General features: G+C 45.7%; 16 protein-coding genes. 5 read left to right on the forward strand and 11 right to left on the reverse strand.

The window, feature by feature from the left end; genetic code table 11:
* Positions 1–38: 38 nt before the first annotated feature.
* The gene (locus ACX5KA_RS16760) at positions 39–2,219 is read left to right on the forward strand and encodes a response regulator (protein WP_458731705.1); all 2,181 of its coding nucleotides are present in this window, start codon (positions 39–41) and stop codon (positions 2,217–2,219) included.
* 13 nt (positions 2,220–2,232) lie between these two features.
* On the opposite strand, the gene ACX5KA_RS16765 is transcribed toward ACX5KA_RS16760, so the two are convergent.
* The 7 genes from ACX5KA_RS16765 to rppH form a co-directional block, all read right to left on the reverse strand.
* A complete protein-coding gene (locus ACX5KA_RS16765) occupies positions 2,233–3,207 on the reverse strand; it encodes a sensor domain-containing diguanylate cyclase (protein WP_084081756.1) in 975 nt (324 codons plus the stop codon).
* Positions 3,204–4,268, reverse strand: a complete 1,065-nt coding sequence (locus ACX5KA_RS16770) for a response regulator (RefSeq protein ID WP_039217466.1) — start codon at positions 4,266–4,268, stop codon at positions 3,204–3,206. Before ACX5KA_RS16770 ends, ACX5KA_RS16765 begins: the two co-directional genes overlap by 4 nt.
* A gap of 9 nt (positions 4,269–4,277) precedes the next feature.
* Entirely contained in the window at positions 4,278–5,111 is an 834-nt protein-coding gene (locus tag ACX5KA_RS16775; protein WP_039217470.1) for a thymidylate synthase, read from the reverse strand.
* Between the two features lie 8 nt (positions 5,112–5,119).
* The gene (lgt, locus tag ACX5KA_RS16780) at positions 5,120–5,932 is read right to left on the reverse strand and encodes a prolipoprotein diacylglyceryl transferase (protein WP_039217472.1); all 813 of its coding nucleotides are present in this window, start codon (positions 5,930–5,932) and stop codon (positions 5,120–5,122) included.
* Between the two features lie 4 nt (positions 5,933–5,936).
* Positions 5,937–6,743 carry a sulfite exporter TauE/SafE family protein gene (locus ACX5KA_RS16785; protein WP_039217475.1) on the reverse strand — a complete coding sequence of 269 codons (807 nt, stop codon included), beginning with the start codon at positions 6,741–6,743 and terminating at the stop codon, positions 5,937–5,939.
* Positions 6,744–6,746: 3 nt separating this feature from the next.
* Positions 6,747–9,038, reverse strand: coding sequence for a phosphoenolpyruvate--protein phosphotransferase (gene ptsP, locus ACX5KA_RS16790; protein WP_039217514.1), 2,292 nt, complete (start codon positions 9,036–9,038; stop codon positions 6,747–6,749).
* Between the two features lie 135 nt (positions 9,039–9,173).
* The gene (gene rppH, locus ACX5KA_RS16795) at positions 9,174–9,716 is read right to left on the reverse strand and encodes an RNA pyrophosphohydrolase (protein WP_039217478.1); all 543 of its coding nucleotides are present in this window, start codon (positions 9,714–9,716) and stop codon (positions 9,174–9,176) included.
* 112 nt (positions 9,717–9,828) lie between these two features.
* Here rppH and mutH point away from each other — a divergent pair, with 112 nt between their 5' ends.
* Positions 9,829–10,506, forward strand: a complete 678-nt coding sequence (gene mutH / locus ACX5KA_RS16800; RefSeq protein WP_458731706.1) for a DNA mismatch repair endonuclease MutH — start codon at positions 9,829–9,831, stop codon at positions 10,504–10,506.
* Between the two features lie 63 nt (positions 10,507–10,569).
* Here mutH and ACX5KA_RS16805 read toward each other — a convergent pair whose 3' ends face one another.
* A complete protein-coding gene (locus ACX5KA_RS16805) occupies positions 10,570–11,643 on the reverse strand; it encodes a helix-turn-helix domain-containing protein (protein WP_039217483.1) in 1,074 nt (357 codons plus the stop codon).
* A gap of 58 nt (positions 11,644–11,701) precedes the next feature.
* Positions 11,702–13,207, reverse strand: coding sequence for a CYTH domain-containing protein (locus ACX5KA_RS16810; protein ID WP_039217486.1), 1,506 nt, complete (start codon positions 13,205–13,207; stop codon positions 11,702–11,704).
* 172 nt (positions 13,208–13,379) lie between these two features.
* Between ACX5KA_RS16810 and ACX5KA_RS16815 the strand changes: the two genes are divergently transcribed.
* A complete protein-coding gene (locus ACX5KA_RS16815) occupies positions 13,380–13,982 on the forward strand; it encodes a TIGR04211 family SH3 domain-containing protein (RefSeq protein ID WP_039217515.1) in 603 nt (200 codons plus the stop codon).
* Positions 13,983–14,115: 133 nt separating this feature from the next.
* Here the strand turns inward: ACX5KA_RS16815 and putA are convergent, their stop codons facing one another.
* Complete coding sequence (gene putA / locus ACX5KA_RS16820; RefSeq protein ID WP_039217490.1) at positions 14,116–17,913, reverse strand: bifunctional proline dehydrogenase/L-glutamate gamma-semialdehyde dehydrogenase PutA; 3,798 nt, start codon at positions 17,911–17,913, stop codon at positions 14,116–14,118.
* 297 nt (positions 17,914–18,210) lie between these two features.
* Positions 18,211–19,257 (reverse strand): zinc-dependent alcohol dehydrogenase family protein, encoded by a 1,047-nt coding sequence (locus ACX5KA_RS16825; RefSeq protein WP_458731707.1) that lies wholly within the window; start codon positions 19,255–19,257, stop codon positions 18,211–18,213.
* Between the two features lie 185 nt (positions 19,258–19,442).
* Here ACX5KA_RS16825 and ACX5KA_RS16830 point away from each other — a divergent pair, with 185 nt between their 5' ends.
* Positions 19,443–19,892, forward strand: coding sequence for an Lrp/AsnC family transcriptional regulator (locus tag ACX5KA_RS16830; protein WP_240485726.1), 450 nt, complete (start codon positions 19,443–19,445; stop codon positions 19,890–19,892).
* 217 nt (positions 19,893–20,109) lie between these two features.
* Complete coding sequence (locus ACX5KA_RS16835) at positions 20,110–21,732, forward strand: methyl-accepting chemotaxis protein (RefSeq protein ID WP_458731708.1); 1,623 nt, start codon at positions 20,110–20,112, stop codon at positions 21,730–21,732.
* Positions 21,733–21,814: the final 82 nt, after the last annotated feature.

The raw sequence follows: 21,814 nt of genomic DNA on the forward strand, positions 1-21,814 counted from the left end.
TATAGAAGACAACTATCGCTAACTTGCAAGGAAGAAAGTTGAGTCCAAACGATGCTACTAAGCTACAGCGGAAGACATTGTGCAACGCCGTCGCATTTACTTTTTCTAAAGTGAATGCGACGGCCTTGTTGTTTGGCATCGTTATTATTTCAATCTTGCTGGCATTAATGAGCAAGCAACAGTCTTTTATTACCGTGCTCAATCAGCAAAGTGAGCTTCGGAACATGCTGCTTACCTCTGAGCATAGAATTCATAAACTCAACACTCGTGATGAAGACGCAAACCCCATCCGCACTGCTTTAGAGTATGAGTTACAAATTGCTTTTCAAGGGTTACAGCAACATATACAAAAAGAAGGTGGCGTTTACGAGTCAATTTCTCCCCTTTCTGACACTGCTTTTAGCGAAGCAACGACCAGCCTAGAAAGCACCTCTGCGAAAGAAACCTTAAAAACAACGCTAGTACTGCTTCACACGCTTCTACAACTCCCACACTCAGAGAAAGTTCGCTACATTAAAAAAGATGGCTTTAGCCTGCTTCCGCTTTTAAAGGCCTTACAAGCAGAAGAAAACGCCCTGTTAAGCCGGATTCAGTCACTGCAACACAAAAAACTTCTTACCACACTATTGGGTGTGATTATTTTGGTGCTTTGGTACTTTTTTGTATGGCTCTTTTACAAAAGCTCAGTCAAAAGGCCATTGCGAAAACTACATAAATCAAAGCTGAGACTGGCAATCGCAGATGATCAGACGGATTTGCAAAATAAAGAGTTTTTGAAACTTATCAGCCATGAATTTAGAGCCCCCATTAGCGCCATTATTAGTGCCTTGGAGCTTATTCCTAATTTGAAAGAACAGCGTACTCGATTGATTCAGCAAGCTGAGCAGTCCAGTTACCGGTTACTAAATTTAACAAACAACCTTACTGATATACTTAATAACCACGTAGAGGATGACCTTCAGCTTTCGAATGTAGATTTAATCAGTCTGTTAGACGAGTGTATTTCACCGTTTTCGGTTAGAGTCAAAGACAAAAAGCTTGAATTCAATATGCATTGCAGTCATAGCGTACCTAGCCATGCAGAGACCGATCCTATTGCTCTCTCCAAAGTCATAGTGAATATACTCGATAACGCGGTAAAGTTTACTTCTACAGGGCTTATTGATGTAACCGTCACAACCTTAGTAAAAAATAAACGAATATTCTTAGTAATCACCGTTAATGACACCGGCATCGGCATTGATGATAATACGCAGAAGCATATGTTCGAGCGCTTTTACCGGGGGGAGCATTCACAAAGTCAGCGCTACCCTGGTGCAGGAATTGGCTTATCAGTAGCCAAGCGTAGTATTGATGGACTTGGCGGTACTCTTCAGGTTAATAGTACCGTCGGCGTCGGTTCGGAATTTAAAATATCACTGCCTATTAAGCCTCTAGAAGATTCACCATCGGTGTCATCTACCCCTTCAAATGCCAAATTCGCGGTTGTCGACGATTTAGAAATATCAAGGCTTCACCTTCAGTCCATTATTACTAAGGAAGGGTATAGTGTAAGAACATTTTCGTCTGGCGCCAACCTTTTGAACCTTCACGAAGAACTGCTTCAATTCTCCGGCATCATTGCCGACTTATATATGCCAGGGATGAATGGACTTGAACTGGTGAAAACACTGCGCGCTATCTACGGAGAGCGAGTGCCACCGGTCATCGTATTATCGGCAACGCCGGATATTGCAAATATTATCGCCAACAGCGAGCTACCCATATATCAGAGTTTTGTTAAACCTATCGACAGAAACCGGTTTGTAGATGCCATTCATCAACTAACGTTAAACAATACAAAAGCCATAAAAGATGTAGCCAAGGCAAACATATTAGTTGTTGAAGATGAGCCGATTAACGCAGAAATGGTAGAGTACATGCTGAAAAGTATGGGGCACCATGTAACTGTGAGCTACACTGGCGACGATGCCATTAGCCGAACTAACGAAACCGTCTTTGACTGTGTATTGCTCGACATTAACCTTCCAGATATTAACGGCTTGGAAGTAGCAAAAATAATGAAAGAAGGGCACCCTAACCTCCCTGTGATAGCCCTTACCGCTAACGCCCACCGAAACGATAAAGAGGCTTCACTGCAAGCGAGCATTCGCTATCACCTTGTAAAGCCGGTTACCTTTCAAGAACTTAGAAACACCTTGCGCCTTGCGCTATCCTAAAGGACGTTCTGGTCTAAACGTAAATGCGGTACTGGTTTCTGCCATTTTCTTTGGCTTGGTAAAGGGCTTGGTCGGCACATTCAAGCCAGGCCATTGCCCCCTTAAAATCGGACGAGAATTGCGCTAAGCCAAGACTAACGGTGAAGGTTATCGACTCACCATCGTGTTCCACTATCAAACGCTGTGCGAGTTGACGAATACGCTCTGCCACCGCCTTTGCATCTTCAACGGACGAGTCGTTAAGAATAATGGCAAACTCTTCACCGCCATAACGCCCGGCTAGGTCAGTCTCACGTACACAACGCTTGATCAAAGCGGCAAGCATTTTTATCACCTTGTCGCCTGCCTGGTGACCGTAGGTATCATTAATGCGCTTAAAGTGGTCGATGTCTAACATAAGTGCAGTGCTAGGTTTTTCTCGCCGAACACACAATTTGTGCATTTCATCAAAGCGTTCTTGCCAATAGCGGCGGTTAAATAAGCCTGTTAAACCATCCACTCGGCTTGCGGTTTTCAATTCTTCGTTCAGATGTTCCATACCAAGCTTACCAAGCGCCTGTTCAGTTACATCGTAAACTAACATACAGAACCGCTCTACATGGCCATTCTGGTCAACAATTGGGAACATAGTCACGTTTTGATACATAAAATCAGCAGCGCAAGTTACCGGACGGTTACAATCGAATTTAAATAAGTAGGGTCGCTGCTCCCAAATAATAAACACTGGACTTTTTAAGTTAAACACAGGATCAACTTTGGTTCTAAGCCACCTTTCTTCAATTTCAGGAAAGTGAGAGAACAAGCTGTTTCCAATAATAGATTCAGCTTTCTTGGCACCATGGTTCTCTAGAAATTTGTTCCATACTTGCACGTTGAAATTGCGATCTAATACCGCAATCCCAACTTCGATTGAATCAAGTAACCCAGCAGGTACATACGATGAGTCAATAAGCGCACCAGCATTGCTCATATCAGTTGAAGCATTCATAGACTTTCCTGGTCCTGTGTTACTAAGCCGTCATCGAACAACCTGGCGTAAATGTGATTCATTGCATCGCCAGGAAACAGTAGTAATAGGTCAAAAGCGATATCCTTTGATTTGATCGCATAGCCAATTTCAATGGCCATCAACTTTCCCCAGCGCTGTACATTATCGCTCAATAGGGTTGATAACCCTTGATGCTGCCCTAGCAAAACAGGATGCGTATGGCTAAAGGCAACATTAAGTTGTTCTGACAAACCGTTCAAACAAGCGCCTATAAGAATGTTTGAAACATCCATGAGTGCCTCAAGAGCGAGCTTATCTGAAGACGCAGACGGGGGATACTTTAATAGCTCTACAATATTCTGTGAGTTAGTATCATTAAAGATAACCAGAGCCTCACCGCTTATCCCTTCGCTAATAAACCCTTTCGAAACCGCTGAAACACTGTCGCTACGATTAATCTCAGCAATCGCCATGGACAGTTCGTTGCTTTCAATTAGGTTTACGTTTGGTATGGGTAAGTCGATAAACTCACCGAGCAACGCAGCAAGATTTTCTCCAGCACGTCCCATGGCAATATTCACCATTTCGCGGCATGCATCTAATTGATCTTCTATGCTTGTTTGAGCATTGGGTTGAGCGTTACCCGACTCATGCTGGACTTTTTGCAACCGCGTACCAGAAGCGTGTTTCTCCCCGCTGTAAATACCGTAAGAGGCTAAGATGTGACTAAGCTTTTCGTTATCGATAGGTTTGCGAATAAAATCCAAAGCCCCAAGAGCAAGCATTTTTTCTCGCGCTTGTGATTGAACATCTCCAGAGACCACTACCACTAAACACGGTAGGTCCTGTTGACGGATAGCCTCCATGGTTTGGTAACCGTCCATTACTGGCATGTTTAAGTCGAGAAACACCACGTCGCCTTTGCCTTCTCGAATAAGAGCAAGGGCTTGTTCGCCATTCTCGGCGAACGAAATATCGACATCCCAACCATCAGGTAAACTGCGCGCCATTTGCCGCCTTGCGAAGCCTGAGTCATCGCAAATCAATATCGGAGTACTCATGGTAACTCCTTAAATAGCTACAGGGGCTTTAATGTGTGGGTGTGACTGATAGTTTTTAAGCGTAAAATCGTCGAAAGAGAACCCAAAAATGTCTTTAACCTCAGGGTTAATTTCCATAGTTGGACGCGCAAACGGTTCGCGACTAAGCTGTAGCTCTACCTGCTCAAGATGGTTTGAATACAAATGCGCATCACCTAGCGTGTGAATAAAATCGCCGGGCTCTAGGTCACACACTTGTGCCATCATCATTGTCAATAAAGCATAGCTTGCGATATTGAAAGGAACGCCCAAGAAAATGTCGCCGCTTCGTTGGTAAAGTTGGCAGCTAAGCTTACCGTCTAACACATAAAACTGGAAAAGCGTATGGCAGGGGGGCAGTGCTTGCTTGCCCATCGCTGCATTTTCTTTAGGAGAGTAATTAGTATCAGGGAGTACCGCAGGGTTCCAGCCGCTAACAATAAGTCGGCGAGAGTCTGGATTGCTTTTGATTTGCTCAACCACTTCGGCAATTTGGTCTACCGATGTACCGTCACCACGATCCCAACTACGCCACTGATGACCATAAACCGGGCCAAGCTCGCCTTCTTCGGTAGCCCACTCGTCCCAAATACTCACACCGTGCTCTTTCAAATAAGCGATATTTGTTTCGCCCTTTAGAAACCATAGTAGCTCGTGAATGATTGATTTAAGGTGACATTTCTTCGTTGTCACCAAAGGGAAACCTTCCTGTAGATTAAAACGCATCTGATAGCCGAATACACTTAACGTACCTGTACCAGTTCGATCTTCCTTTTTCACACCCGTATCACGTACATGGCGCATTAGAGCGAGATATTCTTTCATCGTTATTCTTATATTTTTTGCTGTTCAACATGGTCTTTTCCGCGCATGTAAGCACGGACTATTAATCCTATTCCTAAAGCTATCATAGGTAAACAAAGAAGTTGCCCTTGGCTTAGTCCCATTTGATATAAGCCAATATGTGCGTCGGGCTCTCTGAAATACTCAACAATAAATCGGAAGCTTCCATAGCCAAGTAAGAACAAGCCACTTACTGCCCCTACTGGACGCTTTTTGGCAGAATAAAGCCATAGGATAATAAAGAGTAGTACGCCCTCAAGAGCAAATTCGTACAACTGGGACGGGTGCCGAGGAACATGACCCGCATTAGGAAAAATGACGGCCCAAGGTACGTCCGTTGTGCGTCCCCAAAGCTCGGCATTAAGAAAGTTGCCAATTCTGCCGGCACCTAAGCCAATGGGTACTAATGGCGCAACAAAATCACCTAATCGCAAGAAGGTGGTATTCATACATTTGGCGCGCCAGAAAAGCGCCGTCAACACCCCTAACAAGCCGCCATGGAAAGACATTCCACCTGCCCAAATTTTAAATAAATACAAAGGGTCATCTAAGAACATGCCAAACTGGTAGAAAAGCACATAGCCTATGCGGCCGCCCAAAATCACGCCAACAAAGCTCCAAAAAAGCAGATCGCTTAGCTGCTCACGGCTCCAGCTAGTCTGTGAAAGACGCTTTTGTGCCAGCAAGTATGCGGCAATAAAACCGACCAAATACATAAGGCCGTACCAGCGGACACTTAACGGACCGACACTGAAGATAACGGGATCGATACTGGGAAATACCAGATAACTGCTCTGTTCCATTACTTTATTCAATTCCTAAGATCATTCTGATACTTACTAAAACAAGTAAGCATGCCAACATCGCTTTCAACACGCGTACATTTACTCGCTGCCCAAGCTTCGCCCCTATATTTGCGGTAAACATAGAGGTTGCAACAATACCAGCTGTAGCAGGCAGATAAACATAACCCATACTGTATTCTGGTACATCTATCTCACCCCACCCAGCTACAACGAAACTTGTGGTACCAAAAACGGCAATAACCAGCCCGCAAAAAGCGGCACAGCCAATTGCCGCGCGTACATTAACACGAAACCATACTAACGCAGGCACCAATAATGCACCGCCACCAATCCCCATAAGTGCACTTAGTAAGCCAGCTCCACCACCAACAGTCGCAAGCGTACCTTTTGATGCGTCATTTTCTGAGGCTTTTTGCTTACCAAATATCATCTGTAGCGCAATCAAAATAACCAGTACAGCGAACACATCTTTAAGTAATTCGCCAGAAATATGACTTGCCACCTGTGCACCAACGATTGCGCCAAACGCGATGCCTAAGCCTGTGTATAGTACAATATGCTTTTGAATATTACCCAGTTTATAATGCGCTAAAGCCGACGACATGCCAGTGAAAATGATGGTCGATAAAGAAGTGGCGATAGCGACAGGCATAACTGTTTCGGTAGTCATGCCCAGAAAATGAATCAGTAAGTATGATAGCGCAGGTACGATAATTAAACCGCCCCCAATACCTAGCATTCCCGCCAGAATTCCAACCACAGAGCCCAACATCAAACAGCTGACAATAATTACTAAAAATGGGTCCATTTTTTAAGCACCTGCTCGGATAAGGCCCCCTAGGCCCTTAGTTTCAAGATATTGATTCAAGTGCACAAAAACTTCTTCTTGGCTTACAGAGGTGAGTGCCAATGATAGTAGCTTCTTACATTCATCCAGCGTGACTTTTCTAATAAGCCAGTTTATTTTTCTTAAGTTAAAGCCGTTCATGCTTAATCGGCGATAGCCCATGCCCATCAACAGTAAAGCGCCAGCAGGCTCACCCGCAATTTCACCGCAAATAGTCACTGGCACTTGGCTTTGATTAGCTTTTTGAACTACATCGTATAGCGCCCCTAAAACGGCAGGATGATAGCTATTATAAAGCCCCGCCACTCGCGTGTTATTTCTATCCACCGCCAATAGATATTGGGTTAAGTCATTACTGCCCACTGAGAAGAAATCGACATGCTTGGCCAGCTGAGGTAGCTGATAAAGTACTGACGGCACTTCAAGCATAATACCCAGTTTTGGCTTAATCAGGCTTTGTCCAGACTCTGCAATTTCGTCAGATATCTCATAAAACGCCTGATTAATAAGGCGCTTAGATTCCTGCACTTCAGATACCGTAGATATCATGGGCAGCATAATTTGAAGGTTGCTTAGCCCTACGCTTGCCCGAAGCATTGCGCGAACCTGAACCAAGAATATTTCTGGATGGTCAAGTGTAAGACGTATGCCACGCCACCCCAAAAATGGGTTTTCTTCATTAATTGGGAAATAAGGCAGTGGTTTATCGCCCCCCACATCGAGTGTACGCATGGTGATGGGTAACGAAGGTGCCGCCTCAAGTATTTGACGGTACAACAGTACTTGCTCTTGCTCTGATGGAAAACGCTCGCGCAGCATGAACGGAATTTCTGTGCGATACAACCCAACGCCAGCTCCAATTTGTTCAGCATTCAGTTCCACTTCAGCAGAGAGGCCCGCGTTGATGTATAGTGACATTTTACAGCCATCTACGCTCTCGCAAGGTTTATCAGCCTCAGCGTCGATTTTTTCCGCAATGGCTGACTCTTCTTCAATAAGCTGAATAAATTCAGTCTTAATGTTGCGCTCTGGCGAAATAATGACTTCGCCCGAATAACCATCAAGCAGTATTTCTTTATCTTCAAGTAGCGCTGGGGTGACATTTTGACAGCCCATTACGGCGGGTACGCCCATGGCCCTTGCTAAGATTGCTGCATGAGAGTTGTTCGAGCCGCGGATTGAAATAATGCCTTTCAGCTTGTCTCGTGGAAACTCAGCAAGCATTGGGGCTGACACTTCATCGGCAACGAGAATACTGGCTTCGGTCACCGCCTTTTCAGCGATTTTTTGCCCGTTTGCTTCATACAAAATATTAGCTAAGATACGGTCTGATAAATCGACGATATCGATAGCTCGCTCTTGCATGTAAGGGTCTTCCATTGCCTGAAAGCGCGCGGCATAGCTTTCTACAACCATTTTCAACGACGATGCAGCATCCCAACCTTGGCGAATTTTTTCTTCTACTTCGCGCCCTAGACTGTTGGCATCTAATAGGTGATGGTACAGCTGGAAAATGGATTTAACGTCATCGGGGATTCCGTCATCCAATCGCTGAGACAGGGCGTCAACATGCCCCCTTGTTACCTCAACACCTTTGCGGTAAAGCTGAATTTGATCTTGCGGCGACTGTGTGCGTTTTACTACCCAGTTTTTGAGGTTAATCGATTTATCTGGAGATACGCCGATACCGATAGCTAAACCAGGCGAGCCTGCAATACCACGCACATTTTTTTGCCGAGCAATGTTGTCGGTGGAGTTAGAGAGTGTCAATGCGCCGCGTATATCAGCATTAGTAATCTCTAACGCAAGCTGTGCAGCAAGAGTGACTAAAAATGCTTCTTCGTCTTCACTGAAGCGCCGCATTTGTGATTGCTGAAGGGTAATAACACCAAGAACACGCCTTTGATTGATAATGGGCGTACCTAAAAAAGCATTATAACTTTCTTCTTTTACTTCAGGGTAGTGTTTAAATCGTGGGTGGTTGTGAGCATTAACAATATTCAGTGGTTCTTCACGTTGGCCAACCAGACCAATAAGCCCCTCTGAAAAACCAATGCGTACCTGCTCTACTGCATCGGGATGCAAACCGTCAGTCGCTTTAAGAATGAATTCTTGCGTGTCATAATCGGCAAGGTAAATAGAACAGGAGTCAACGCTGAGGGTTTGCTTTACACGTGTAGCCAGCCTAAACAAAGCGGTATCAAGTGCAGGAATTTGATTCATTTCCTGCACGATACGTTTTAATGTAGTTAACATAGCGCCTTGCTGGCTCTGAGGGCTCACCGTTTTATCCTTGTGTAATCACAGTTTGCTCGTCGCTTGGTGTTGCACATCGCCACCTTTGACACCTTTAACATCTCTGCCACCTTACACACATTTCCCATTAGCGGCTTAACCGCGCCTGCGCTTTTTACCACGCTTGTGCGGGGCTACATTTTGGCGCTGTTGAGGTCGATGTTGCACAGACATAACTACCGGCGAGAACTCTTTCATAACTCGTCTGTATACATCTCGTTTGAACGATACAACATTTCTAATAGGATACCAGTAGCTTACCCACCTCCAGTCATCAAATTCAGGATGGCCTGTTTTAAGCACATTAACGTCGCGCTCGTTGCAATCTAGCTGCAACAAGAACCACTTTTGTTTTTGCCCTATACAAACAGGGTTGCTGCCTTGTCGAATTAATCGCTTTGGTAGCTTATATCTAAGCCAGTTACGGGTAACACTTAAAATGGTGACATCTTTCGGTGTCAGCCCTACTTCTTCGTGAAGCTCGCGGTACATAGCTTGTTCAGCAGATTCCCCTTCATCAATTCCGCCTTGAGGGAACTGCCATGAATGTTGACCATAACGTCTTGCCCAAAATACTTGACCCATTTTGTTGCAAATCACTATGCCCACATTCGCACGGAATCCATCGGCATCTATCACATAGACTCCCGGGCACACTATACTTGTATATGTTTTCATTCTTCCACAAACTATGCTCCAATCATAGTCTTAATGTTCGCCTTCGCTTTCAAACAGGAAATTAACCACCTTTATGCAACCTCCTTCATCGCCTCCATCTTCGCCAGATAGCCTTTTGGCGCGATGTCACGCCATTGCAGGTTTAACCCTAGGAGAACTGGCGGACATGGCCAATGTTGCCATCCCTGCCAATTTACAGCGCCACAAAGGGTGGCCGGGCATGCTTATTGAGAAATGGCTTTGCGCAAGCGCAGGGTCAAAGCCGCAGCAGGACTTCCCCGAGTTAGGCATAGAACTTAAAACCATTCCCATCGATGCTCATTTTTCACCATTAGAAACCACATATGTTTGTTTTGCGCCGCTTTTAATGGCGCCGGGGATCACGTGGGAAACCTCAAATGTTCGGAACAAGCTACAGCAAGTACTATGGCTACCCATAGAAGGCGACAGAGCCATTCCATTAGCACACAGGCGCGTGGCGACGGGGTTTTATTGGCGTCCAAATGAGGATGAAGACGCAATTCTCAGAAACGATTGGGAAGAATTGGTAGAACAAATTGCTACGGGACAGGTGGAATCGATTACCTCTCGACAAGGTGAGGCACTTCATATTCGCCCCAAAGCGGCTAACGGCAAAGTGCTTACCGATGCATTAGGACCAGAGGGCCAACGTATTAAAACTCGTCCTAGAGGCTTTTATTTGCGCAAAACCTTCACTCATCAAATACTGCGCAATGCATTTGGTGGGTGAAGGTTGATGGCTCATGTTTGTAGTTTAAAGGCGTAAGCACCCGGTAAAACATCTCTGTTATTTTTAAGAGCCAGACTTTAAGTGCTTGACCAAATACTCACTCAAAAACTTTTCTGAATTTATGCCCATGCGTTTTGCCACGGCTTCAAGCTTAGCGTCGCTGCGAAGCAGTACATTTTTTGCGTATTCCAATCGGTAGTGAAAAATAAACCGTCTAAAGTTTTTCTTTTCAGTAAGCTGCAAAGCTATGGCCAGTGATGTGGGGTCGATATCAGCGCCTTGGCAAAATTCACCAAGCGTTAGGAAACGGGTTTTGTAAGCTTTCGATTCGATGGTATAGCGCTCAGCTTTAGAAATGATGCTGCTTATTTCGTATGGCGTCGCCTTACCTTCGTCTAATCGTTCGTAGTCAAGGGGCGATGGTGCAGTGCGACGAATAAAGGTTAATGAAAACAGAACGACCAACAGCGCACAACCAATCATTAAATGATGCAAGCTTTCCCAAAAGGAGACGGGAAAAAAGCCAAAGGTCGCGGCGGTAACAAGTAGAATACTCATAAAGGCTACGCCAACCATACTTCCCATTACACCGGCAAGCCTAGGCATTTTTAAGCTTTTAATGTCTACGGCCTGCTCAGGCAAATGCCTGTGATACATTTGAATATGCTCGGTGATAAGAATGCCAATCAGCAATACACTGAAACCGGTTAACAGCGAGGCAAAATAAGCAGGCCATAGCAACAAAGGCTCGCCAGTAGGTGACGCTGAAAGCCACTGTTGTTTGTCATCCACTGGAATAAGCAAAACGGTGCACTGAAAACACGCCGTCACCACTGTCGGGCACCACAACCGTTTTCTTGCGGTGGGGTGTGCTAGTAACATAGGTTTTATGGCTCGATAACAACAGGTTATAGCAACAACAGCAAACACATCTGACAAACCATACAAAGCTGCCAATGACGTCGCATGTGCTATTCGCAACCATTCATCTAGCATGAATAGAGGCCAGCAGACGAATGCCCCCACTAACCAGCGCATGCTGCTTAAACTAACCTTCTGAAAAAGCAGGCGCGCAAAACAGAACAAGTAAACGCCCAATAACGAATAAAGAAAGTAGTCATAGTAGTTTGAAGTCATTACCGCCCTTCTTCCTTGGAAAAAATTTGCTAACGCAATACGTATCTACTGACATGGTTTACCAATAGATTTCACGTTGCATAGCCACTGTGCGTGTTCGTTCCATAATACGAATTAATGTACTGAGCTTTTCTGACGTCCATTTTCGCACCTCGTCATGGGAGTCTACTTCGGCGTCGTCTATCGACTGCTTTAACATAAGCAGCGCATTCAGTTCATCAATACCAGTGAGCAAATCTAACCACGGCGCGCGAAAATTACCCCGCTCTTCTACAAACAAGTCACCAAGCAGAAATCCACTCCATAATGTCTGCCTAAGCATCACTTCTACAGCACTGTAATTGGCAGGCCCCATGGTTTTACTTAGCGGCATGCTTTGCTGCACAGTTTGCCAACCTTGCGACAGCCAGCCTTTTGCGTGATCAAGCACCGGATGGTCAAAACCCGTTGCGACTTTTTGCCACGGCTTATTCTGAATAAGACTTATGGCGTGCAGCTTAATGTCTGTGGCATCGTTGTCGAAAAACAGCTTTTCAGGCTCATGAGCCTGCATTAAACCTGTTTGTCGTCCTTGCAGATAGCTTACTATTGCAGGATATTTGCTGAGTGTTTTGTTAAACATGCTCTTTTTAGAGAGCAAATAACGCAAACTTTGTAAGTCGTCTTGCCAGCCCCACTTTTGCGCATGAGTGACCAGCTTTTTATGCAGGGCGAGTAGCTCAGGGCACTGCAGAACCGGCAAGTAAAGCGACACACTTTGAAGTAACAAGCGTACACTCTTGGCGACTTCTGCGAGCATTTTTATTGAGCCACTTTCGCAAAACACATGCTCGTGGTGCTGCCAATGCGCCAATGCAGTTTGAACCGCGTGGCTAAACGCTTCTTCCGTGGTGGTTGTATCTTCAAGCGCAAGGAAATCTGGCAGGTGTCGAACTTTAGCGTTAAAACCGTGAAGTAATTGATATCCCTGCGCCGCTTTTGATACATCACTAAGACGTACCGGCATGTTGTCGTTTATTAGCACCGCCAACGTAAACAAACTGTTGATATCGCCTGACATCAACTCAAGCTCTATTTCGTTGATTGGGGAACTGGCTTTTTCTGTACTTGCTTCGCCACAGTCCAGCACGATCTCAACCACACTTTCACCCACACTAACCACATAGGCATTGCGAGTAAAATGAGTGCTAAACTGTTTAGATAGACACGTATTTTTTGCCGCCACATCCCAATCCTGAGGCCAAGCGCTGGCTTCAAATAGCGTAAGATCGGGCCTTGAATTATCAAGACTCACATTGTATTCCATGCGTCTGTGCAGACCACCGCTGACCACGCCGTTAGTCTTTAGCGTCTGTTCGTATTCACCATTGTTACCTCGAACACGAAAGCCCATTTTATTGTTTTGAAAATCGAGCTTATCTGTATCGTAATAGTCGTTCTCAAGACGCATTTCACGATGAGAGTTAACCTGAATAGTGTTTTTTTCGAAAAGAGGAAGTACACGTTGAGTAAACGCATGGTGGGCATTGTCACCCGTTACAAATTTTAATTCTATTTCTGACATGGTTGCGCTAGGCACAGCTTATGATGCTGACACCTTACCTTTGTCGCTTACTTTTCGCAATGCTGGCGCCATGAAACAAGATACTTTAATTAGACAAAAGTGGAACAAACTTGCCTTTATCGCGGTCAACCAATACCATCTTCACGTTTTAAATTCTAAAATTGGACTTCATATGATTCGAAAGTGGTTAGCAGCAGCCCTTATTGCATGCTCTTTTCAAGCATTTTCGCTACAAGATACCGCTGATTTAGAAGCGTCTTCTTCGCATTACATAAGAGATGACTTGTTTATCTTTATGCATACTGGACCTGGTCGTAACTACCGTATTCTAGGTTCAATTGAAGCAGGCACACCTATTACTGTGCTTGCACGCGATAACGATGCTGAATTCACGCAAATTACCGACAACGAAGGTCGCGACGGCTGGGTTGAAAGCCGCTTTGTGTCAAATACCATGTCGCAAGCCGAGCAATTGCCAATCATAAGCGAGAAGCTAGCTGAGAGCCAAAGCGCACTGCAAACAGCGCAGTCTGAAAACGCCAGACTTCGCCAGCAACTCAACGATGCACGTCAGCAGGTATCGAAGCTTACAACAACTAGCGAAGAACAAGCCTCTGAGATAACTCGTCTTACCGCCAAAGTAGATAGCGCGAATAAAGATGAGCTGGTTACCTGGTTTACACGCGGTGGTATGGTAGCCGGTGTGGGTATATTACTGGGCGTAATGCTGACTTACCTTCCCAAGCGCAAACGCAGAAGCAGCGAGTGGATGTAGTGCTAGGCACCGAGTTTTAGTAACACGATTAAAAAAATGGCCAGCTATAAAGCTGGCCATTTTTGTATTTAACGCTTTGATTTTAAGCATTAGGGTCTGCTCAACATTCGTGAACATACCCTAGGTTTCCTGCTTACTCATCATCTTCAACTAGGGTCATCAACGATGTGTTACCACCTGATGCCGTAGTATCAATACTGATGGTTTTTTCGGTCATCAAACGCTGAATGAGGTTATCGTTATATTCTGCTGTGATAACCGGCAAAATAGCGCCTTCGCGAGATGACAGCATTGCAGTAATACGCGCAGTACGCTCAGTACCAGAGTCGACCACCACGCCAGATAAATCTTCATCCATTAGCAAGGTATCTAGATGCGCAAGACGCGCTACCTGGAATAAGCCTTTGGGTGCGCCAGTTGATTCAAACTTGTTTTGAATTTCAACGGCTTCTTCATAGAAGATTTCAGACACAACTGATACTACCGGGTTACCCGTTGATAGCGCGGTCACAATAGACAGTAACCAGTATTCAAAGGTTACTTCTTTATCGGCAAAACACACCAAGATCCCGCGAGGCTCTAGGTAAAGCTTGTTCGATTCACCTGTTGGCCCCGGCAAGGTTTGTGGCTTGGCAAGCTTGCGTTCAACACTGGTTAACTGCTGACGCGCCGTCGCAAGCGTGCGGTTCAAGTCATCAGCAAGCTCGTCAACAATGTCTACTTTCGCAATTTTTGCCAGAAGCTGACGTACCATAGAAATACGGTCATTCAACGGCGTATGACGCCACTGCACTTCTACCGCTTTCGCTTTATCCATCATTACGTGCGCACGCTCGGCAATCTTCTCATCACCGACAAGCGCTGCATCAGTGCCGTCTACATCGTCAATGTGCGATGGCTTCGGTGTGGCACGTTCCATCATTAAGCGAGGCAGATAGTTAGGACCACCCGCTTTTGGACCTGTGCCAGACAATCCACGTCCGCCGAAAGGCTGAACCCCAACAATAGCGCCAATCATGTTGCGGTTAATGTACACGTTACCCGCGCGGCTCTTAGCTGCTAGCTCGTTAGCACGCTCTTCAATACGCGAGTGAATGCCCATAGTTAGGCCGTAACCTGTGCCATTGATTTGCTCTAGCACACTATCAAGGTCTTTCGACTTAAAGCGAACAATATGTACCACAGGGCCGAACACTTCTTTTTCAAGCACATCAATGTTCTTGATTTCATATAAGGTCGGCGCAAAGAAAGTACCGTTTTCAAAGCCTGCTGGCATTTCATTGCGATAAAGCAGCTTAGCTTTATCTTCCATATACTCTTGGTGATCGGTTAGGCTCTTAAGCGCTTTCTCATCAATAACAGGGCCTACATCGGTAGCAAGCTGCGTTGGATCACCAACGGTAAGCTCTTTCATGGCGCCTGTTAGCATTTCGATAAGGTCATCAGCAATTTCATCTTGTACGAACAATACGCGAAGCGCTGAACAGCGCTGACCGGCACTTTGGAAACCAGAGTGGATCACGTCATCAACTACCTGCTCTGGCAGTGCAGTTGAATCAACAATCATACAGTTTTGACCGCCCGTCTCTGCAATCAATGGCACCTGTTCGCCACCACGTTCTGCAAGCACTTGGGAAATTAACGTACCGGTTTGCGTTGAACCTGTGAACATTACCGCTTTAATGCGCTCGTCTGGCAGAAGGGTTTCGCCCACTTCTTTACCAGGCGACACAATAAGTTTCAATGCGTCTTCTGGCAGGCCTACCGAGTGCATAATATCTACCGCACGCTGCGCAATAATGCTGGTTTGTTCAGCAGGCTTAGCAATAACAGTGTTACCTGTTACAAGTGCCGCTGCCACTTGGCCTAAGAAGATGGCTAGTGGGAAGTTCCACGGGCTAATACAAAGCACAACACCACGAGGAAGTAAGCGTTGATCTTCAGCAAGCTCTTCTGCACGCGCCGCGTAGTAGCGACAGAAATCAACGGCTTCACGCACTTCATCAATGCTGTCTTGCGCTACTTTACCGGCTTCACGCATACAGATAGCGATAAGCTCAGCCATGTGGCGCTCAAGCGCATCTGCTGTTCGATTAAGTATTTCAGCGCGCTCGCTTACATCGCGTTTAGACCATGCTTCAAACCCAGCTTCGGCTTCATCTAATGCTTTGCGCATATCATCAGGCGTAGCGTAATGGTGATAACCTACTACGTCGTTGTGGTTAGTTGGGCTAAGTACCGCTGTCGCACCTTCTGGCACTTCACCGGTCACTTTGTAGTAATCCTGCCAGCGTTCAAGTTCGTGTTTAAGCGCCGTTACCGCATTGGTGTCGGTAAGGTCTAGACCACGCGAGTTATCGCGCTCTGGCGCATATAGCCCACGTGGGGTTTTGATTAACTTGTTATAGCGTACTTTCAGGCGTTGTGTTTTCTCTACCGGATCTTCAAGCAAAGACTCAACCGGTTTTTCATCGTCAACGATGGCGTTTACAAACGACGAGTTCGCGCCGTTTTCAAGAAGACGACGTACAAGGTAGGCCAATAAGTCTTCGTGTTCACCTACAGGTGCATAAACACGGCACTGAATTTTATCCTGTGTTACCACCTGATCGTAAAGGGTATCGCCCATACCGTGCAGACACTGGAACTCAAAACCTTCTTTGTCGTCACCAGCAAGCTCAACAATAACAGACGCTGTGTAGGCATTGTGAGTCGCAAACTGCGGGTAAATGGTGTCGCGATACTCAAGTAAACGGTTCGCACAGGCATGGTATGACACATCTGTTGACGACTTACGGGTAAATACAGGGAACTCTTCAAGGCCCGCTTGTTGAGTAAGCTTAATCTCAGTATCCCAATAAGCGCCTTTAACCAAACGCACCATTAGCGGACGACCTACCTCTAGGGTAAGTTCACGTAAGTGCTCTATAACGTGGATTGCGCGTTTTTGGTAGGCCTGTACGGCCAAGCCAAAGCCTGTCCAACCGTTCAGGTCTTCATCGCGAAATACAGCTTCAATAATATCTAGAGAAAGCTCTAGACGGTCAGCTTCTTCCGCATCTACGGTTAAACCGATATCGTATTCTTTCGCCATCATACACAGCGCTTTCAAGCGCGGCGGAATGTCTGCCATGGCGCGTTCGCGGTGAGAAAATTCAAAGCGTGGGTGAATAGCAGAAAGCTTTACCGAGATCCCCGGTGAACGCTTAGGACCGCGTCCGTTAGCCGCTTTACCGATTACTTTTATTGCTTTTACGTATGCATCGTAGTAACGCTCAGCGTCGCGCATAGTGCGTGCGCCTTCGCCTAGCATGTCGTAAGAATATACGTACCCTTTGGTTTCTTTCTCTTTGGCGCGATCTACCGCATCTTCAATGGTTTCGCCCATAACGAACTGACGACCCATAACGCGCATCGCAATGTTCATAGCGCGGCGAATAACAGGTTCACCTAAGCGGCCAAGGGTTTGTTTTAATAAGCCAAACTGTTCTTTCTTGCGCTTGTCGGCATAGTTCACCATGTTGCCCGTAAACAACAAGCCCCACGCCGATGCGTTAACAAATAACGACTCTGAATTCCCCAAGTGAGGTGTCCACTGTCCCTGAGACAGTTTGTCACGAATAAGCTCATCTTGAGTGGCTTTGTCTGGAACACGCAGCAAGGCTTCAGCCAAGCACATCAATACCACACCTTCTGCTGTAGATAGCGAGTATTCATTTAATAATGCGTCAACACCACCGTGCCCTTCTTGTTCGCGGCGAATCTGAAGCACCATCTTACGAGCGCGTTCCCATGCACGACTTCGCGCACGCGGGTTTACCTCGGCAATGGGAAGGATTTGATCCACAGCCACCGACTCACTAATGCGATAGTAGTCTCTTATACGCTGGCGTAGGGGTGAAGTTGTATGAAGTGTGTCGTTAATGAGCATTGCAACCCTTTCATAGAAATAGCTGTAACAAAAAGCGTTCCCGCCGTGTAAGACTGCCCACGGTTACATGGAAGCGGCTAAATAACAAGCAAAGTCGAAACCCTGCGTTGACCTGTCGTACTTCTTTTAACTTTATACTTTTGGATGAAGATCACGACAGGACCAAATTTGCGCGGATGGTAGCACACAAAATTGCCCTGCCAAGCCCTCACCCTCAAAGTTTTTCAGTTTCTCTGTCAAGCTACGTATTCAGTGCGTTAGATGACATTTTACATGTCGCTGAATCGTCACTGCTTTTCACTTTTCATCAAAAGAAACAACAGTCACGCCAGGTTGTGAATATTTATCCATCTCAGAGAGCGCTTTGGGCGCATCTTCCAGTGAAATTATCTTTCCAATGAGTGCTTGGGGATTCAGTTTTTTCGCTGCGATCATGCCAAACATGGCCTCGTAGCGATACGCCTGCATACCGTGACTACCTATTACTTCAAGCTCGTGTGCAACGACCGCATCCATAGGAAGAGGCGGCGTTGATTGCTCAGCTAACAGCAGACCAACTTGGACATGCTTGCCGCGCTTTCTCAGGCTGTTTACTGAATTTACACAGGTAATGGGGTTTCCTAATGCATCAATTGACACGTGCGCACCGCCTGATGAAAGGCCCTTGATTGTCGCAGACACATCCTTTTCATTCTTAGCATTAATCACTACATCAGCGCCTAACTTTTCCGCCAATGCTAATGCGTCATCTGATATATCAACAGCAATAACGTTTGCGCCAATACTCGATGCAATCATCACAGCAGATAGACCAACGCCACCGCAGCCATGAACAGCAACCCATTGCCCAGCGCTCACCTTTCCTTGGTCAACCACTGCGCGAAACGATGTAGCAAAACGACAACCTAAGCTAGCCGCAGTCACGTAATCTATTTCTTCAGGAAGGTGGACCAAGTTAACATCACCAAAATCAATTTCAACGTATTCTGCAAACGAGCCCCAGTGGGTAAAGCCGGGCTGCGTTTGATTACCACATACTTGATGATTACCCGAAGAGCATTCTGAACATCTTCCACACGCACTAATAAAAGGAACCGTAACTTTATCGCCTGCTTTGAATCGCTTTACATCGCTTCCAACGGACTCTACAACGCCAGCAAATTCATGACCTGGAACATGAGGTAAACTTATTCCATCGTCATGCCCCATCCAGCCATGCCAATCGCTGCGGCACACACCTGTGGCTTTTACCCGTATAACCACCCCGTGAGATTTAGGCGTGGGCTTCTTCACGTCCTGAATATTTAATTTTCCGCCAAACGTTTCAAATACTACTGCTTTCATAATTACGGCCCCTTAAAAATATGTTCAATAAACACCCAAAGACAGTTATAAAGATTACATTAATAGTTAAGAAATAGTCTTGCTCTTTGCTTGGTTTGGGCCGTTAAAATTGCAAGAACCCTTTAATCAATGTTTAATTAAAGAAAGAATCTGCCAGATAAGGTAAAAATAAAGGCATGGATAGTATGGATAAGAAAATTTTAGCGTTGCTTCAACAAGACGGGAAACTGTCAAACGCCAAGCTAGCTGAAATGCTAAATATGAGTGAAACACCTTGTTGGAGACGCGTAAAACGTTTAGAAAACGAGGGGTACATTGAGAGTTACCAAGCAAACTTGAACAAACGTAAGTTAGGCTATGGCGTGTTGGCGTTTGTGCAACTTACCTATACAGCCCATGACCCAAAAACGACGAATGATTTTATTGATATTATTCAACGGTGCGACAATGTTTTAAGCTGTCACAATACCACTGGTGGAGCTGACTTTCTGCTACAAGTGGTAGCGAAAGACTTGGATGATTACGGCCTCTTTGTAGATAGTGTATTACGAAAACTACCTGGCATATCAGACATTTCATCAAGCATTTCGCTTAAAGAGCTAAAGTCATCAAACCGACTTCCTCTCGATAACTGAATGAGTGTTAAACACGTTTAGATTATCTCAGCGCTACGCGTCAAACGCTTCCGTGCGTATCTCCACAAAAGGTAATGGTGAAGATTCACGAATCTAACTAGCACTCCGCTTATTCGTTCTCACAAGGCCTGCTTGTTTTGAGTTAGGCTTTAAAGTAGAAATTAAAAAAACGTCTACACTATAAAAAACAAAATTAAAAATAGATAGGTGTTTGCCAATGTGGTTACGAAAATTTAGTTTAATTCAACGTTTGGGCATTATTGTTGGGCTAATTACGCTGCTGTTTATATTGCTAACAGCAGTTGTATTAAACAGGCACTACGAAGCACTGAAGCAAAAATCTTACGATGAAAACCAGCACCTTGTTGAAGTGGTTCATACCATGCTTGGTAGCTTTGCTGCGCGCACTGATATAGATGAAGCAACTGCCAAGCAACAAGCGCTAGACGCAGTTAAAGCGCTGCGTTATGACGGCAGCAATTATTTTTGGATCCAAGACCAAACGCCAACCATGGTCATGCACCCTATTAAGCCAGCGCTAGATGGACAGGACCTGAGAACGTTTAAAGACGGAAATGGAAAAGCGTTCTTTATCGAGATGGCGCAAAAGGTAAAATCTAAAGGTGAAGGCTTTGTGGACTATGTATGGCCGCTGCCCGGCAAGGAGTCACCCACGGATAAAATCTCTTATGTAAAAGAGTTCAAGCCATGGGGTTGGACAGTAGGTTCTGGTATTTACCTGACAAACCTAGAACAGGAGTTTTCTCACCTGCGCAACCTGATTGTGGTGTTCTGCGTGGTAAGCGTAATTTTAGTTGTGCTACTCATTTACGTAATCGGTGGAAGCATTGTCAAACCGGTGCAAGAAGTTAGTGAGCGCATGAAGGACATTTCACAAGGTGAAGGTGACCTAACCCGCTCACTGCCAGAAACTGGTCAGGATGAGGTGACTCGTCTGGCTCGCTACTTCAATGAGTACACCGAAAAAATGCGTCAATCGCTATTGGGTATCCGTGAGAATATAAACTCACTAACCCAACAAGCCGAACTGGTAGAAACGTCGAGCAAGAATAGTAACGCCCAAGCTCAGACCCAAAATGAAAACATGCTTCAGGTTGCCGATGCGATGGAAGAAATGACCACGCAGATAAATGAAGTTAGCAATAATGCTGACTCGGCAGAGAAAAGTACAAGCAGTGCCCGTGGTAACGTGCAGCACGGCGCCTCGGTCGTAGACAGCACAGTAAAAGATATCCGTTCTTTAACCTCGGATATTGAAAGTGTAAGTAGTGCAGTGACCGAACTTGCTGCGCAGACCGAAAGCATTGGTGCGGTACTTGATGTTATTCGCGGCATTGCCGAACAAACGAACCTACTTGCGCTTAACGCTGCTATAGAAGCCGCGCGAGCGGGTGAGCAAGGACGAGGTTTCGCCGTTGTAGCTGATGAAGTTCGCACGCTAGCAAGCCGTACCGGGCAAAGTACCGATGAAATTCAGGCGATGATTGAAAAACTGCAGAATAACGCCAAAAACGCGGTTGATGCAGTAAAAGTGAGCCAAGCGGCGTCGACTAAAACCGTCGATAACGCCATACAAGCGAACCAAAACTTGCAGGAAGCAGATCGCCTGATGACCGAAATTGCCGATATGAGTAGCGAAATAGCTCGGGCGACGGAACAGCAAGCAGAGGCTGCTACAGAAGCCAATATGCGTATAAATGCGCTATCTGGTGCTGCTGATAGCAGCTTGCGTACGGCTGATGAATTAGCCGCTGCAAGTCAGGCGCTACGCACAAGCTGTCTGGCTATTATGGATATTGCGAACCGCTTTAAGCTATAAACTCTCATCAAATAGTTGGCCTGCTGCACCTTGCTTTAAAGCCGTAAAGGTATCGAAAGCATCGGAAAGCAGGCTAATATTA

It is taken from the genome of Alteromonas alvinellae (genome assembly GCF_902705805.1).